At 23.6% G+C, this 15,941-nt stretch carries 10 protein-coding genes; all 10 read right to left on the reverse strand.

Annotated elements, in window-relative coordinates; translation table 4 throughout:
* Positions 1–27: 27 nt before the first annotated feature.
* On the reverse strand, positions 28–2,631 hold the full coding sequence (locus tag STURON_RS05060; RefSeq protein WP_075048787.1) for a hypothetical protein: 2,604 nt from the start codon (positions 2,629–2,631) through the stop codon (positions 28–30).
* The gene (locus STURON_RS05065; protein WP_075048788.1) at positions 2,615–4,237 is read right to left on the reverse strand and encodes an SIR2 family protein; all 1,623 of its coding nucleotides are present in this window, start codon (positions 4,235–4,237) and stop codon (positions 2,615–2,617) included. The genes STURON_RS05060 and STURON_RS05065 overlap by 17 nt, the downstream gene beginning before the upstream one ends.
* Positions 4,238–4,754: 517 nt before the next feature.
* On the reverse strand, positions 4,755–7,451 hold the full coding sequence (mgtA, locus tag STURON_RS05070) for a magnesium-translocating P-type ATPase (RefSeq protein WP_075048789.1): 2,697 nt from the start codon (positions 7,449–7,451) through the stop codon (positions 4,755–4,757).
* A gap of 245 nt (positions 7,452–7,696) precedes the next feature.
* Complete coding sequence (locus tag STURON_RS05075; RefSeq protein WP_075048790.1) at positions 7,697–9,400, reverse strand: hypothetical protein; 1,704 nt, start codon at positions 9,398–9,400, stop codon at positions 7,697–7,699.
* A 36-nt stretch (positions 9,401–9,436) separates the two neighbouring features.
* Positions 9,437–10,705 carry a phosphoribosylamine--glycine ligase gene (gene purD / locus STURON_RS05080; protein WP_075048791.1) on the reverse strand — a complete coding sequence of 423 codons (1,269 nt, stop codon included), beginning with the start codon at positions 10,703–10,705 and terminating at the stop codon, positions 9,437–9,439.
* On the reverse strand, positions 10,705–12,246 hold the full coding sequence (purH, locus tag STURON_RS05085) for a bifunctional phosphoribosylaminoimidazolecarboxamide formyltransferase/IMP cyclohydrolase (protein WP_075048792.1): 1,542 nt from the start codon (positions 12,244–12,246) through the stop codon (positions 10,705–10,707). The genes purD and purH overlap by 1 nt, the downstream gene beginning before the upstream one ends.
* Positions 12,246–12,821, reverse strand: coding sequence for a phosphoribosylglycinamide formyltransferase (gene purN, locus STURON_RS05090; protein WP_075048793.1), 576 nt, complete (start codon positions 12,819–12,821; stop codon positions 12,246–12,248). Before purN ends, purH begins: the two co-directional genes overlap by 1 nt.
* Positions 12,814–13,854, reverse strand: coding sequence for a phosphoribosylformylglycinamidine cyclo-ligase (gene purM, locus STURON_RS05095; protein ID WP_075048794.1), 1,041 nt, complete (start codon positions 13,852–13,854; stop codon positions 12,814–12,816). Before purM ends, purN begins: the two co-directional genes overlap by 8 nt.
* Position 13,855: 1 nt before the next feature.
* Positions 13,856–15,235, reverse strand: coding sequence for an amidophosphoribosyltransferase (gene purF, locus STURON_RS05100; RefSeq protein WP_075048795.1), 1,380 nt, complete (start codon positions 15,233–15,235; stop codon positions 13,856–13,858).
* Between the two features lies 1 nt (position 15,236).
* Positions 15,237–15,941 carry a phosphoribosylaminoimidazolesuccinocarboxamide synthase gene (gene purC, locus STURON_RS05105; protein WP_082236209.1) on the reverse strand — a complete coding sequence of 235 codons (705 nt, stop codon included), beginning with the start codon at positions 15,939–15,941 and terminating at the stop codon, positions 15,237–15,239.

Consider the following 15,941-nt stretch of genomic DNA (forward strand, 5'->3'; position numbering starts at 1 on the left):
AGTTATTATTAAAACTTTTTTTAAAAGTTATTTTAATAAAAGCATTCTTTCTTTTAATTTATTAATTTTTTTAGATCAAATATCTAGATTTTTAAAAAAATAAAATCTCTCCTTGTTTTTAAGATAATCCATTATATTAACTGCTTCTTTATAGTTACTTTTATAATGCTCAAAAAGTCTGTTTTCCTTATTAAATATTATTGAACAATTTAAATATATCAGTTTTGCCTCAGCTTTCTTTAATGCATCTCAATTATATAAGTAATATTTTTCTTCTTGTATATAAAATTTATTTATTTCATCTTTTTCAAGAGCGTTAATAAAATAAGATTTTTCATCATCAATGTTTTTTTCATAAACTAGCATTTTTACAAATTTTAGATATGTCTGTGAAATTTTGCTTCAATTTTCATACAAATTATTTGCATTTTTAATTTCATAATTCAAGAATGTGTTTATATCAAAATTGATGTTATTAATTAATATCAATGAGTGTTTATAATTTCTATTTAAATTATAAAATTCGTTTTCAAAAAAGCTATAACTTTCTTTTTGGTCTTGAAAAAACATAAAGTAATTTATAAATGTATCTGTTAAATATACTGAATCAATTTCATCTACAACACCGATTTTTAATTCGCTTGATTCGAACTTATTTAAGGAGTCTCTTTTGATGGTAACAACTTCTTTATAATTGGTTTTAATATAATTAAAAAGTTCTTTTATGTTAAAAACATTTTTTATATGTTCAAAATTATATAAAATGTATCTATAATTAAAGAGAAGCGCGGTTTTAATAAAATATAAAATATAAAAAATTTTTTTATCTTCATTAATGTGATTTTTAAAATAATTTTGAATAAAATTCTTTTTTTGATCGAATAATAAACTATGATTTAGTACATACACATTATTAGGTATAATTACATTTGAAAGAATTGAAAATAATTTTAAATTTTGATTAATAATATCAAGTTTGTTAAGCTCATCGTTATTTTCTAATAAAGATTTTATATTACTAATTAAATCGTTATATTGTTTATTCAAACAAAAGTTTCATTTTTTAAAATCAGAGTATTTAATAATTTTTATAGTGTCCTCAATAACTTCAAAACCAATTTGTTCAAGAATGAATATTTTAAATTCCTTTTTAATATTTATTAAATTGAAACAATTATTAAATTCCTTCCAAAAAGTTTCTATATCTTTTATTTCGAGTTTATTATTTAAATCTCTGTATTTTTTATTGAACTCAATTAAATTATTTTTGCAATTTTCAGCAGACTCTAAACTTTTAAAAAAAGCTATAAATAAATTATTAAAGTTTTCTAAGTCCTTTAAGTAATTTTTATTGAAATTAAAAAATTTTAAAAGTTGATCAATATCCTCTTCAAAAATATTTATATTAATAATATTCGAGAAATTTCATGCCGTTTTTTTTAAATTCAAGACTAATTTTATAAAATCCTGAAAAGAATAAAAATCTTTTTTTAAAATTCGGACAAAATCTTCAAATAAAAACAAGTACTTTTCAATATTATTGTAGGTTTTTAAATAATTTAGTTTTGTTTGTTGATATGTTTCTTCAGACTTTAAAAAAGTAACTTGATTTGTAAATAAAAATGGATTTGGCGATTCATATTCGTTATTATAAATTTTTGATACACTACAATATTTATTTTTATTTTTTTTATTTGTTAAAAACTTATCAACCCATTGCGATTTAAATGCTTTTATTTCACCATTATATTTCTCATAAATAGTTATAAATATACTTATTCAATTAGTTATAAGATTTTCATTTATTTTATTATTCAGATCATATTCATTTTTTATAAAACTTTCAAGTTCTTTAATATCAAATTTACTTAGAATTATATTTAGATAAATCAAATCATACTTTATTGTTTGCCTATCAGTGTTATTATTAAAAATGTTATTAAAAATGTTTTTGTTTTCATCTGTACTATCAATGGCTAAAATAATATAAAAAAATCTCTTACTATAAAATGCATCTTTTTTTAATATTAATAACTCTTTTAATTTTTTACTTTTTTTATATGAATGGTAAAATAAAATTTCGAATAAATCATTTAAATTGCTAGGACAATTACTATAATTATAATCCTCTTTGCAAAAAGTTACTAATTTTTTATATTGTTTTAAATTAATAAAACATTCAATTAATTTAGTACAAATTTCTTCGTTATAATTAAATTTTTTTAAGTTATCTATATTTAGATACAAAAAATTGTTATCAATAATCATATCTTCATTTTGGCCCATGTTTAGTATCAAATTCAACGTAACTTCTTTTCTTGAAAATTGATCAATGCTTTTTTGTGTCAATCATATAAATTTGGTTTTAAGTTCCAAGATAAGATTATCACTTAAAAATTCACTTTGTTTATTTTTATTACAATACCTTAAAAATGTGTATAGCAACAAAAATGTGGTTTGGTTATCTTCATTTTCAAAAGAACCCACAGTATTATCAATAAAATTAAAATTATTGTTTCATTCTTTTATAAAGTTAATTTGTTTATATATTTTTTCAATATCGTTAACATCAATGTCATATTGAAATTGCAAAACAAGATTAATAATTTTTTTATTAAATGTTCTGATCATCTTTTTTTTGTCCTCACTCTTTTATTTTAATGCTTACACCGGAATAATTATCTACTATAAATTTTTTAAATTTAATAAATTTAATTGCATAATTATTAAGCTCTTTTAAACAATCTATATAGTCTATATGATTAAAGAATTCTTCTATAACTTCATTTTTTTCGTTTAATTCCATTTTATAAACTTCTATTATTGAATATAAAAATAATGCATAATTTTTTTTATCTATTTCATCTTTTTTAATTGAGTATTTGAAAAATAACTCAAGATAATCATAATCGCAGATTTCGTAAATGCAAGTATCTTTATATATTTTTTTATAAAAATTATCAATTATATTTTTATTAATATATTGGTATAATTGTTTAATTTTTTCTTTGTACATATTTTTATCAATAATACAAAATATATCTTCTATTATATTATTATAAAAAAGTTTTTTTAAATCATCAAATTCTTTTAAATTGTCTAAAAAGTTAGATAAAAATTTATTTTTATCTACTATATCATATGATTCTATTTTTTTTTCAAAACTTAAAAGTTTACCATTTATAGATTTTTTTAGAGTTAGCTTATCATTAAAGAGATTTATACTTTCTGAATCAAATATTGCATTTTTTAATTCTATAATGTCGCTGAAAAATACATAACCAATGTAATCTCTCTCTAAAAGAGATACACTTCTATCAGAACCTAAACTTTTATTTAAATAAGTATTTTTTAAATAATGGTCAATATCGTCCTGAAAAATAGTGAATTTTTTTTCAAAGGGTTTATTTTTATAAGTATACATATCCACTTCTTCAATAAGCTTTTTACCTAATAAATAATCATTAAAACTATATCCAAAAAAAATTAGATTTTCTTCTTTTTTAAATAATCGCTTTATTAACTTTTTTAAAAATATGTTTACTTTTGATTCTTCAACCATATAACAATTAACAAAGGATGTTAAAGAGTCAATGATTGAGAAAGTATTTCCTTCTGCTTCTCAAATATTCGATTTATTATTTTCCTTAAAATATTCCTCAACTATGCTCCCGTGCAATGATATGTAAAACTGCTCACTTTCTAAAAAATTTGTATCATTACTTCAAAAACTGGTTATAAAGTTTTTTTCTTGTTCGCTTTTATTAATTAGAAGAATATCGTCATAGTTTGTGGTTATAACTTTTTCACTAAGTTTTTGAACCAAATTCAATATATTAAGGTTATTTAGTTTTTGTGTATTATTTTGAAACTTAAAATATTTCAGATAGGATTTTTTGACTATTTTGTAATATTTTATATTATCTAATCCATCCTTATTAATTTTTAAAAAATAATATAGTCAATCTAGAGCATAAATTATGTCAATTTGTTTATTATTAAGACGTGTTTTTAAACTTTTTAAGTCATTTAATAGAGAAATGCTTTCATCTGAAATTTCTTCATTACTAATAAAACATTCTAAATCCTTTAATAATTTATTTATAAAACCACGCCAATCAATAACATTAAAATTTAGAGAAAGGCCCGAACCATAAAACATTATGTTTTTTTTCGAATAATGTTCGTAACATAGATTTAATAAGATAAGAAGTGTGTTTCTTTCATTTTCTTTCATAATTAAAGTTTACATTAATTAATTTGCAATTATCACACGTGAGTAATAAATCTTAATTCTTTAATTAATCATAGATGCAAAAAACCAATAAAATGCATTAAAAAAACGGTGGCTAAGTTTAATTGAAAAATCAAAAGGTGTTAGATTTTTTAAAGTTGGATATAGTGACTTTTGTATTAATTATTATTAATTGTTTGCTTAAAGTAATTAAGATTAATTAATGTAAATTAAAATGACTTATTTTGTATTAAATTATAAATAATTTTATATTAAATAAAGTATGATAAATAATTGTAAGTAAATTACTATAAAACAAATAATAAATTATGTGTAAGAGTTTTAGTTAGACTTCTATACTATAAGATTTTTTTTAATGAGAATGCTTAGTTTTCATTAAACATATTCCGTCAATTATAGAGTGTGTTTTTTATTCTAAACTGTCTTTCATGCTTTTTATTGAGTTGATTCATTTTAATCATAATTCTATTATAAAATAAAAAAAAGGTATTAAACCTTTTTATAATCATTCTTTAAATAATTTTATGTATCCTAATTTTACTGTTTGTGCTAAACAAATATATGCAAGAACAAAACCAATACCAATAGGCATAAATTCTAATGGTGGTGTAGCCATTTTAACAGTTTCATTAATTGGTGTATATGGAACTATTATAGCCATTGAACAAACAAATACTGTTGATACATTAACTTGTCAAGAAGCTCTTGATTGTATGAATGGTATTTTTTCAGTTCTGTACATTTGCATAACTGCTGTTTGAGTCATTAACCCGACTAGGAACCAACTTGCATTAAACATCTCTTTTGAATTATTGTAAAGTAGATTATCATCAACATTAATTCCAGGAATTACACCGACCTTATTAGTAAATCCATACAATAATACTAAGAATGTAGATATATCAAATATTGAACTAACAGGACCGTTTATTAAAGCAAACCAAATCATATTCTTAGTTGTAAATGGTCTAGGTTTAGCAAGAAACTTTTGATCTACTTTATCAAATATGAAAGCAAACATTACTATATCATATAATAAATTTTGTAATAATAGATGTAATGGTTGCATAGGTTCAACTGTTGTTAAAAATAACGCAACTAAAACACTTAGAACGTTACCAAAGTTTGAAGCAATAGTCACTTTAATATATTTTAATATATTTGCAAGACTATATCTTCCTTCTGTAACTGCTGAATCAATTGCCATTAAAGATTCACCCATTAATATCATATCTGCTGCTTCTTGAGCAATGTTTGATGCATCAGCAAATGAAATTGCAATATCTGATTCTCTTAACACAGGTGCGTCATTTATACCATCACCCATAAAACCAACAACATGACCTAATTTTTTTAAAGTTTCAATTATTATTGTTTTATGTATTGGACTAAGTTTTACAAAAACATTTGCTTCTCTTACAGCTTTTTCAAGTTGTTCTTGGTCCATTTCTTCTATTTGTTTTCCTGTATATAATTTTGTTATCTTAAAATCAACATTTTTACAAATTGATCTTGTTATAATTTCACTATCCCCTGTTAGAACTTTTGTTGTTATTCCTTTTATTTCTAACTTTTTAATGATTTCTTTAGATGTTTTTTTTGGTTCATCATAGAATGTAGCATAACCATAAAATACTAAATCATCTTCAATATCTTCATCTTCAAGAACGTTGTGAGCAATTCCAATTACTCTAAAACCTTCTTGATTTAACTCATGACTCTTATCAATTATTTTAGTTTTATGCTCATCTGTAATTTCAACAATTTCACCATTGATGTTAATACGGTTACATACTTTTAAGATTTCATCAACAGCACCCTTTGTAAAAATTTCTTTTTGATCATTTTTTGTTAAAATAACAGATAAAATTTTTCTTTGGAAGTCGAATGGAACTTCTCATTCTTTTTCATACCCATCTAAATTAGGTACTTTAATTTTTTTGCTTAATAAAACAGCTTGATCAATAGGGTTTTGAAAACCAGATTGATAATAACTATTTAAATATAAAATTTTCTCGATTGTTTCTTCAGACTTTTGATTTGTAAATGTTAATGTTTTATCAAGTGATATCTCACCACTTGTAATTGTTCCAGTTTTATCAGTACATAATATATCAATTGCTCCTATATTTTGTACAGCATTTAAATTTTTAACTACTACATTATTTTTTTTAATTTTTGAATAACCTCTTGAAAGGTTAGAAGTTACAATAATTGGTAACATTTCTGGTGTTAAACCAACTGCAACAGCAATCGCAAACAATGTTGCATTAAATCATTTATTATCTACATCACCTGGTCTTACTCCATAAACTATAAAAACTATTGGAGTAACAGCTAACATAAATGCTATAAGGAAGAAAATGACTTTTTTGATTCCTTTTTCAAAAGAGCTTTTAGGTCTCTTTTCTTTTACCTTTTTATCAATAAGTGAAAAATATGTATTCTCACCTGTTGCAACAACAATTCCTAAACCACTACCAGATACAACTTCAGTACCTGTATAACAAATATTTTCATATTCTAGATACTCATTTTTATCAGAATTGTGTGTGTCCTTTTTTTGAATAGGAAATGATTCACCAGTAAGTGAAGATTGATTTAAGTATAGGTTATTTGATCATATAATTCTAGTGTCAGCAGGTACTAGATCACCATTTGAAAAGTATACTAAATCTCCAAAAACAATTTCATCATTATCAATATGTTCTGCTTCTTTAATTAGCTTAATTGAATTTGCATTATCAACTGATTTGAAATTAAAATCAACATCTCTAATAATTTTAGATTGTTGTCTACTTTCAGTAAGCATTTTTTTTATAACTAAATGAGAACGTATTTCTTGAACGAAATAAATAGTACCACTTAATACAATCATGAATAATACTAGCAAAGCTCCTATTAAGTCGAACTTATCTCCATCTTCACTTGCATATGAGTAAAAACTAAAAGCATCAATAATTATTAATATAATATTAAAAGGACTTAAAAAAGATTTTATGAATGTTAAAAAAACATTTAGTTTTTTTTGTTTTAATTTATTTTCACCATATTTTAATCTATTCTCTTCAACTTGTTTTTCACTTAATCCAAATTGATTTGAATCTATTTTCTTCAATAATTCTTTATGATCTAATTTTACATAGTTTGTGAGAGTTACTTCTTTTTTGACTTTAGTCTTAATTATTTTTTTCATAATCTCTCCAATCTAATATTTAATAAAACATTAAATTGTTACTGATTTATCTAAGTAAGGTTAGATAATCAATAACATTTCATCGGGAATGTACGTCTGAATTTTCGAGCGGAATGTTCATTGATTATCACCTCTTTCACCAAGTTAGATTATATAATATTTATAGGTTTATATAACTATTTTTTAAAAATTAATTTGCAAAAAACTACACATTATGTGTAGCATTTTATTTTATAATGAACAAACTATTTTTTAAATGCAGTTTTATCTTTATTTTTTGCTTTTTTAATAAAATGAGCTATTAAGAAACTAGAAATGATGACAATTATTATTAAGCAAATAAATGTTATAAATAAATAAATTGCTAATAGAATACTTCTAGTTAAACTCTCTGCTGCCTCTCCAGAAGATTTATTTCATCCTAAAATACTTCCTTTATAGAGAGTTGAATTATTCATTTTAAAAGAAGACTCTTCAAATGAGCTTCTTAAATAATTTGCGCCATCTTCTGTTCTACCAAGATAAAATCCTAAAACTCTTCCAAAACCATCAAAAAAGCTTGAAAAAATATTAGAACCACTATATATACCATTTTTAAAATCATGATTATTTATGTCATCTGAGTATCTATTTAAACTGTCACCAGATATTATTAAATAACTATAACCAACTGATTCATAAATACTATTAAATCTACTTTTTATATATGAAACACCAGTATAACTTTCAGAATATTCATTATTCATATAATTAGACTGTATATTTAGGGGATTATCCTGGGAAAATATAATGCCTAATATTGCATATTCAAAAGAATCATTACAATTTTCAATATTAGTTATTTTAAAAATACAATTGAAGCAATTTAAAATAGAGGTTTTAAAATAATCTATTTTTTCTTCAGTTCAATTATAAAGTTTGCTAAGTTCAGAGATGGAAATGCTCAATGTTATATTAGAACCAGGATATTTTCTCTTGTTGTTTGTATGATTTTTATAAAAAGTATCTAATTCATCAAATGATTCAAACTTTTTATTTTCAGTTAATAAACTTTTAAAACTTAAAACTGACTTATTACTTGCTTTCTTATAATAATAATTATTAAACTTTTTAAATGAATCATAGTTAATGCAACTATCATTATTTTTACAGAAAACATGATTTAAATTATATTCTGCTGTGCTTTTAGAATTTATATAAGATCTAGATAAACCTAATTCATTATTATTAGAAGAAAAACTTGCTGCTGATAAAAGAGCATTTTGTAAATAAGGATAATCATTATCATTAAAATTTATCATGCCAAAAAGATCATCACTATATAACAAATCTTGATATGTTAGACTATTACTTAGTTTTTCTGATTTTAAATCATAAATCAAATTTGCTGAATGTTGTTTAAAATCATCATTTATAATTGATTGTATTTTTTTAAAATCAAAAAAACCACTAGCCTTAGATTTTAGTGAATCATATATATTTATAAAAAAATAATTTAATAATTCTCAAGAAAAGTTTTTTTGACTATCTAAATCAGTTAACCATTTTATAAAAGACTCAGAAAAAAAATTATTATAAGATGTCATTCCTTCTAATGAAACAACAACTGTACTTGCTACAATATTCATTCTAAAGACTAATCCTTTGTCTTGATCATATCCTAAGTTATTAACTAATTTATTAATGTATTCAAGATCATTAATATTAGAATGTTTATACAAGAAATATTGCAAAGCTTTTCCAGCTCAGACTAAGTTTTTTGGGTTATTACTATAATATTCTTTATCTATATATTTATAGTTTTTTTCATTAGTTTTGGAGTTTATATAGTTAATACTTTCATTAACTGGGTTTTCATTATATAAGTTATTTGAAGTAGCACCAAAAACGGTAACAAATAAATTTACCATTATTGATGTAAATATTACTACTATAAAACTTTTTTTCATAAAAAACTCCACTACAATTTGATTTTACTCTTTTTTTTATTTTCCTATATCTTTTCTATAATAAAATTTATTAAAATTAAAGTCTTCTATCTTTTTATATAGATTATTAATGCAACTTGATTTATTAATATCTTTATTCACTATAAATAGTACTCGTCCACCATTACTTTCAAAAAAGTCATTTTTTTCATTGTATTTGGTTCCCATATGATAAATAAATTCGTCATTAATCAATTTATTCTTATTTGCAATTTTTATATTTGTTTTATAATCTCCAGGATAACCTTCACTAGCTATTGTTACACCAACAAAGTTTTCATTATGTCAATTAACTTCTAATATATTCTCATCTAAAATGTTTAATATTACCTCTACTAAATCACTTTTCATAGCTGGCATTAATACCTCAGTTTCAGGATCACCAAATCTACTATTAAACTCGATTACTTTAACTTCATTATTATTTGTAAGCATTAATCCAGCATAAAGTACTCCTTTATAATTAATACCTTCATTTTTAAGGGCTTTTATAGTTTTTTCGATTATCTCTTTATTACAAAAATTTATAATGTCTTTAGTTACATAATCTACAGGAGTATAACAACCCATCCCACCAGTATTACTTCCTAAATCGTTATCAAATATTTTTTTATAATCTTTTGCTGGTTGTAATGTTAAATATGAATTATTATTTACAATTGCTAATAAACTAAATTCTTTTCCTTCTAAAAACTCCTCTATTACAACTCCACAATTATCATTGTTAAAGATATTTTCATCAAAAATACTATTAATTACATTCTTTGCCTCAATCAATGAATTAATTATAAATACACCTTTTCCACTAGCTAAACCATCATTTTTAATTACAATTGGATATTTTTTATTTTGATTTAAAAAGTTTAAAGCTACTTCTTTATCATCAGTTGCAATAAAGTCTGCAGTTGGAATATTATATTTTTCAAAAATATTTTTAGCAAAGATTTTTGAGGATTCTATTTTAGCGGCTTCTTTTGTAGGACCAAAAATCTTAAGTTGGTTTTTATCAAAAAGATCAACAACACCTTTTTCAAGAAACATCTCATCTCCAACAATTGTTAAAGTTACTTTATTTTGGATAGCAAAGTTTAAAATACTCAAAGGGTTTTCATAATCAATATCTTTTACTACTGTTGCACAATTTTTCATTCCATCATTTCCGGGGATAACATAAACTTGTTTACATAGTGGAGATTTACTGCACTTTCTTGCAAGAGCATGTTCTCTACCACCTTTACCAAGTATTAAAACTATTTGTTTTTCCATTAATGTTTAAAATGCCTTACAGAAGTAAATATCATAGCTATACCTTTTTCATTTGCCATATCTATTGATTCTTGGTCTTTTAATGAACCCCCTGGTTGTATTATAGCTTTAATTTTAAATTTAGACGCGAGTTCTACAACATCACTAAATGGTAAAAATGCATCACTAGATAGAAAAGCATCTTCTGCTTTTTTTCCAGCTTGTTCAAGAGCAATTTTAGCAGAACCTATTCTATTCATTTGACCAGGACCAACACCAATTGTCTGGAATTGTTTTGTTATTGCAATGGCATTAGATTTAACATGTTTTACTACAACATAAGCAAAGTATGCTTCTAGCATTTCGTTTTCATCTAACTTTTTATTGGTTACTATTTTTCAATCTTTTATATTATGTTTATATAAATCTTTTTCTTGAACTAATAAACCTTGGTTAATTGTAGTGTATTGGTATTTATTTATTTTAATATTATTATTTTTAAAATCTAATTTAAGTAATCTTAAGTTCTTTTTCTTACTTAAAATCTCTAATGCCTCTTTATCAAAATCTTGAGCTATTATAATTTCTAAAAATATTTTCGACATTTTTTCTGCCACATTTTTATTAATAACTTGATTAGTGGCAACAATTCCACCAAAGATTGAAATAGAATCACTATCTAAAACTTTATCTCACAACTCTTCAACATTACCTTTAATAGAAACACCACAAGGATTCAAGTGTTTAATACCAACCATACATGTAAAATCATTTAAATCTTTTACAATATTAATGGCGCTATTTGCATCTAATAAATTATTATATGACAATTGCTTTCCATTAAGTTGTTCTGCATTTGTTAATGATATCTCTTCAAAATAATCATCTTTATATAAAGTCGCTTTTTGATGAGGGTTTTCACCATACCTTAAAGTTTCAACTTTTGAGTAAGATAATGTTAAAATATCAGGAAGTGAATCTTTATTTAATTTCTTAAACAAGTAATTATTTATTAAAGAATCATACGATGAAGTATGTGAGAAGGCTTTTTGTGCTAGTTCTAATTTAAAACTATCGTCAACAGAGTTATTATTTAATTTAGAAATTATTAAACCATAATCATTAATATCAGATATGGTTATTACATCTTTATAATTTTTAGCCCCTGCACGCAATAAGCTAACTCCACCAATGTCAATGTTTTCAATAATGTCTTCATGAGAGCTATTTTTATTCTTTACAGTTTTTAAAAAAGGATAAAGATCAACAACGATAATATCTATGTAGTTAATTTTATGTTTAAGAACTTGCTCTTTATGAATATTATTATTTCTTATTGATAAGATACCACCATATAAATTTGGGTGCAATGTTTTTACTCTACCATCAAGTATTTCAGGAAAGCCAGTAAGCTCTTCTACTTTTAATGATTCAATTTTATTTTCTAACAAATAGTTATAAGTACCTCCGGTACTAATAATTTTGTAATTTAATTTTATTAATTCATTAGCGAATTCTATTAAATTATTTTTATTAAATACAGATATTAATGCATACTTCATTAAACTTCTTCTCCTTTAATTATTTTATTTATAATTTTCCAATAATAAATATGTTCTTGTTCTTGAATTCTTAATCTTAAAGTGTCAATATTATCATTTTTATATACTTTTACTTCTTTTTGAAAAATGATTTGTCCAGAATCCATTTCTTCATTTACATAATGAATTGTAAAACCTGTTAAGTATACTTTATAATTTAATGCATCTCTCACAGCGTCTTTACCTTTAAAACTAGGTAACAATGATGGGTGAATATTTATAATTTTATTTTTAAATTTATTAATTAAAATATCAGTAATCATTGTCATATAACCAGCTAAGAATATGTAACTTATGTTTTCCTTTTGTAAAACTTTCAAAATACTTTCTTCATATTCTCTTTTATCTTTATAGTTACTTAATAAAAAATTATAATTTTTAATATTGTTATCAATTGCTCTTTGCGAAGCATAACAGTTTTTACGATTTGTTATTAATATAATTTTATTTACAAATAATTTATTTTGTTTATAAGAGTCAACTATAGATTGAAAGTTGCTACCATTACCTGAAGCAAAAATTGCGATATTAACCATTTATTAACCTAATACTTTCATTACTTTGTGTTACTTCTCCAATTAAATAAGAATTATATTCATCTGTTTTATTGATTAGTTTTACAACGTCTAAATGAGTATCTTCATCTACTATTAACACAAAACCTACTCCCATATTAAAAATGTTAAACATCTCATCTTCATCAATATTACCAATTCTTTGCATTAAATTAAAAATAGGATTAATTCTTAATTTACTTTTAAAAATATTAGCACACAATCCTTTAGGTAAAGCTCTTGGTATATTTTCAATTAATCCTCCACCTGTAATATTGGCCATAGCATTGATTTTAATATTAGAGTGCATTAGGTTTTTAACTAGTTTTGAATAAATTTTTGTTGGCTTCATAAGTTCTGTTATTAAACTACAATCTAACTCTTCAAACTTATGGTCAAACTTAAAGTTATTGTCTTTAAAAAATATTTTTCTTACTAATGAATAACCATTAGAATGAATACCAGATGAACTAATAGCGATGATTTTATTTCCGGGTTTAACATTTTTAAAGTCTATAATTTTTTCTTTTTCCACGGCTCCTGTTATAAAACCTGCAAGATCATAATGATTTTTAATATACATATCTTGCATTTCTGCAGTTTCTCCCCCAATTAATGAACATTCACTTTGTAAACAACCATCAACGATACCTGTTATTATAGACTCTATAATTTCAACATTTATTTTATCAACAGCAATATAATCTAGAAAGTATAGAGGTGTTGCACCTAAAGTTATAATGTCATTTACACACATTGCAACTAAATCAACACCAATAGTATTGTGAATGTTTGATTCGATAGCAAGTAGTAGTTTTGTACCAACTCCATCTGTTCCAGAAACTAATAAAGGATTCTTTAAGTTTAGTTTAGAAAGATCAAATACACAACCAAAGTTACCTATATTACTTGAAAGATTAGCATCAAATTTATTTGTTACTATTTTTTTTATTCTATTTACAACTTCATAACCTTTGTGTATGTCTACACCAGACTTTTTATAATTTTCGCTCATTTTAAACTCCTTTATTTAAATCATATATATCAACTGGATACACACCTGTAAAAATATCAAAACATCCTTGATTTGGTTTAAATAATTTTTTTAAATTATCTAATGTTAAAAACGATAAACTATCAGAACCAATATAACTATTCATTTCAGCCAAGGACATGTTAGCAGCTAATAATTCTTTATATGTTGAAATATCTATTCCATAGTAACTTGGATATTTTATTGGTGGTGAAGCTACTCTTAGATGAACCTCTTTTGCTCCATTGTCTTTTAATAATTTAACAATGTACTTAGATGTTGTTCCTCTAACAATTGAATCATCAATTAAGATAACTCTTTTATTATTAATAACATCTTTAATGACAGATAACTTGTTTCTCACACCAATTTCACGAAGTTCTGTTGTTGGTTGTATAAAAGTTCTTCCTGAATACTTATTTTTAATTAAACCTATATCAAATGGTAAGTTAGACTTTTTAGCATAACCCAATGCTGCAGAAGTTGATGAATCTGGAACTCCAATAACTACATCACCTAGATAAATATTTTCTTGTTCAGCCAATAATTCTCCTGACTTAACTCTGAAATTATGAACATTAATATCGTTTATCGTACTACTAGGATGAGAAAAATAAATATATTCCATTGAACAAACAGTATTAAAATTATTTTTTGAAAAGTAATAACTTTCTAAACCATTCTTTGTTATTTTTATAATCTCTCCAGGATTTACATCTCTTATAAACTCTGCACCTGTTACATCAAAAGCATAAGTCTCAGATGATACTACATATCCATTATTAAGTTTTGCAATTGATAATGGCCTTAAACCATTTCTGTCTCTTATTGCATACATTTCATCTTCAAAAAGTAATAAAAAAGCAAATGCACCATTTATGACATTAAGAGAGTTTTTAATTTTGTTTATTCTTGTTTCCTCTTTGCTTTTTGTGATTAAATGCGCAAGAATTTCAGAATCACTTGTTGCTTGAAAAATGCTACCTTCTTCTTCAAACTTACTTTTTATTATATGAGCATTTGTAAGGTTTCCATTATGAGCTAATCCAAAGCTATCTTTACTTAGGTTAAAAAAGAAAGGTTGTACATTGCAATCCACCGAACCTCCGGTTGTAGAATATAGAACATGACCTATTGAATTAATTGTATTTCAATTTTTGAAATCATTAATTCTAAACTTTTCAGAAACTAATCCTAAGCCTTTTTTTAAAATAAATTTATTTTTTTCATCATAGCCTAAAATCCCGCAACCTTCTTGTCCTCTATGTTGCAATGCATGTAAACCATAATAATTAACTAAGGATGAATTATCAATATTAAAACATCCAAATACCCCACACTTTTCTTTTAACATCTCACTCATATTAAATGTTTAAACTTTCTAACTTTTGTAAAATAATTTGATAAATTGAAGTTACATCATCTAAATCTTCTCTAAAACAATCTTTGTCTAACTTACGATTATCTTCATCTCAAAACCTACAAGTGTCTGGACTTATTTCATCTCCTAAAATAATATGATTAGATTCATCCAATCCAAGTTCAATTTTAAAATCTACTACTTTTATATTTAGTTTATTAAATAGATTTTGTAATAATGAGTTAATTTTTAATGTTATGTTTTTAATTTCGACTAATTGCTCTTCTGTTGTTAAATTTAATATAATTGCATGATCATCATTAATTAAAGGATCTCCAAACTCATCATTTTTATAACAAAGTTCAAAAATAGGTCTTTCAAATCTTGTACCTTCTTTTATTCCTAATCTTTTTGTTATACTACCAGCTGCAATATTTCTTATAATTATTTCAACTTGAAACATTTTTAACTTCTTAACTAGAATGTTCTGATCATCAATAACTTTTATTAAATGTGTTTTAACACCATTTAACTGAAGATATTTAAATATAAGATTTGATATTTTGGCTGTTAGCAATCCCTTGGAAGCATATGTAGCTTTTTTTAAACTATTAAATGCTGTTACATCATTTTTAAAATAGACCTTTAATTCATTTTGATTTTCAGTAGAAAAACATATTTTAGATTTTCCTTCATACAACTTTGCCAT

The organism is Spiroplasma turonicum (genome assembly GCF_001262715.1).
Lineage (GTDB): Bacteria > Bacillota_I > Bacilli_A > Mycoplasmatales > Mycoplasmataceae > Spiroplasma_A > Spiroplasma_A turonicum.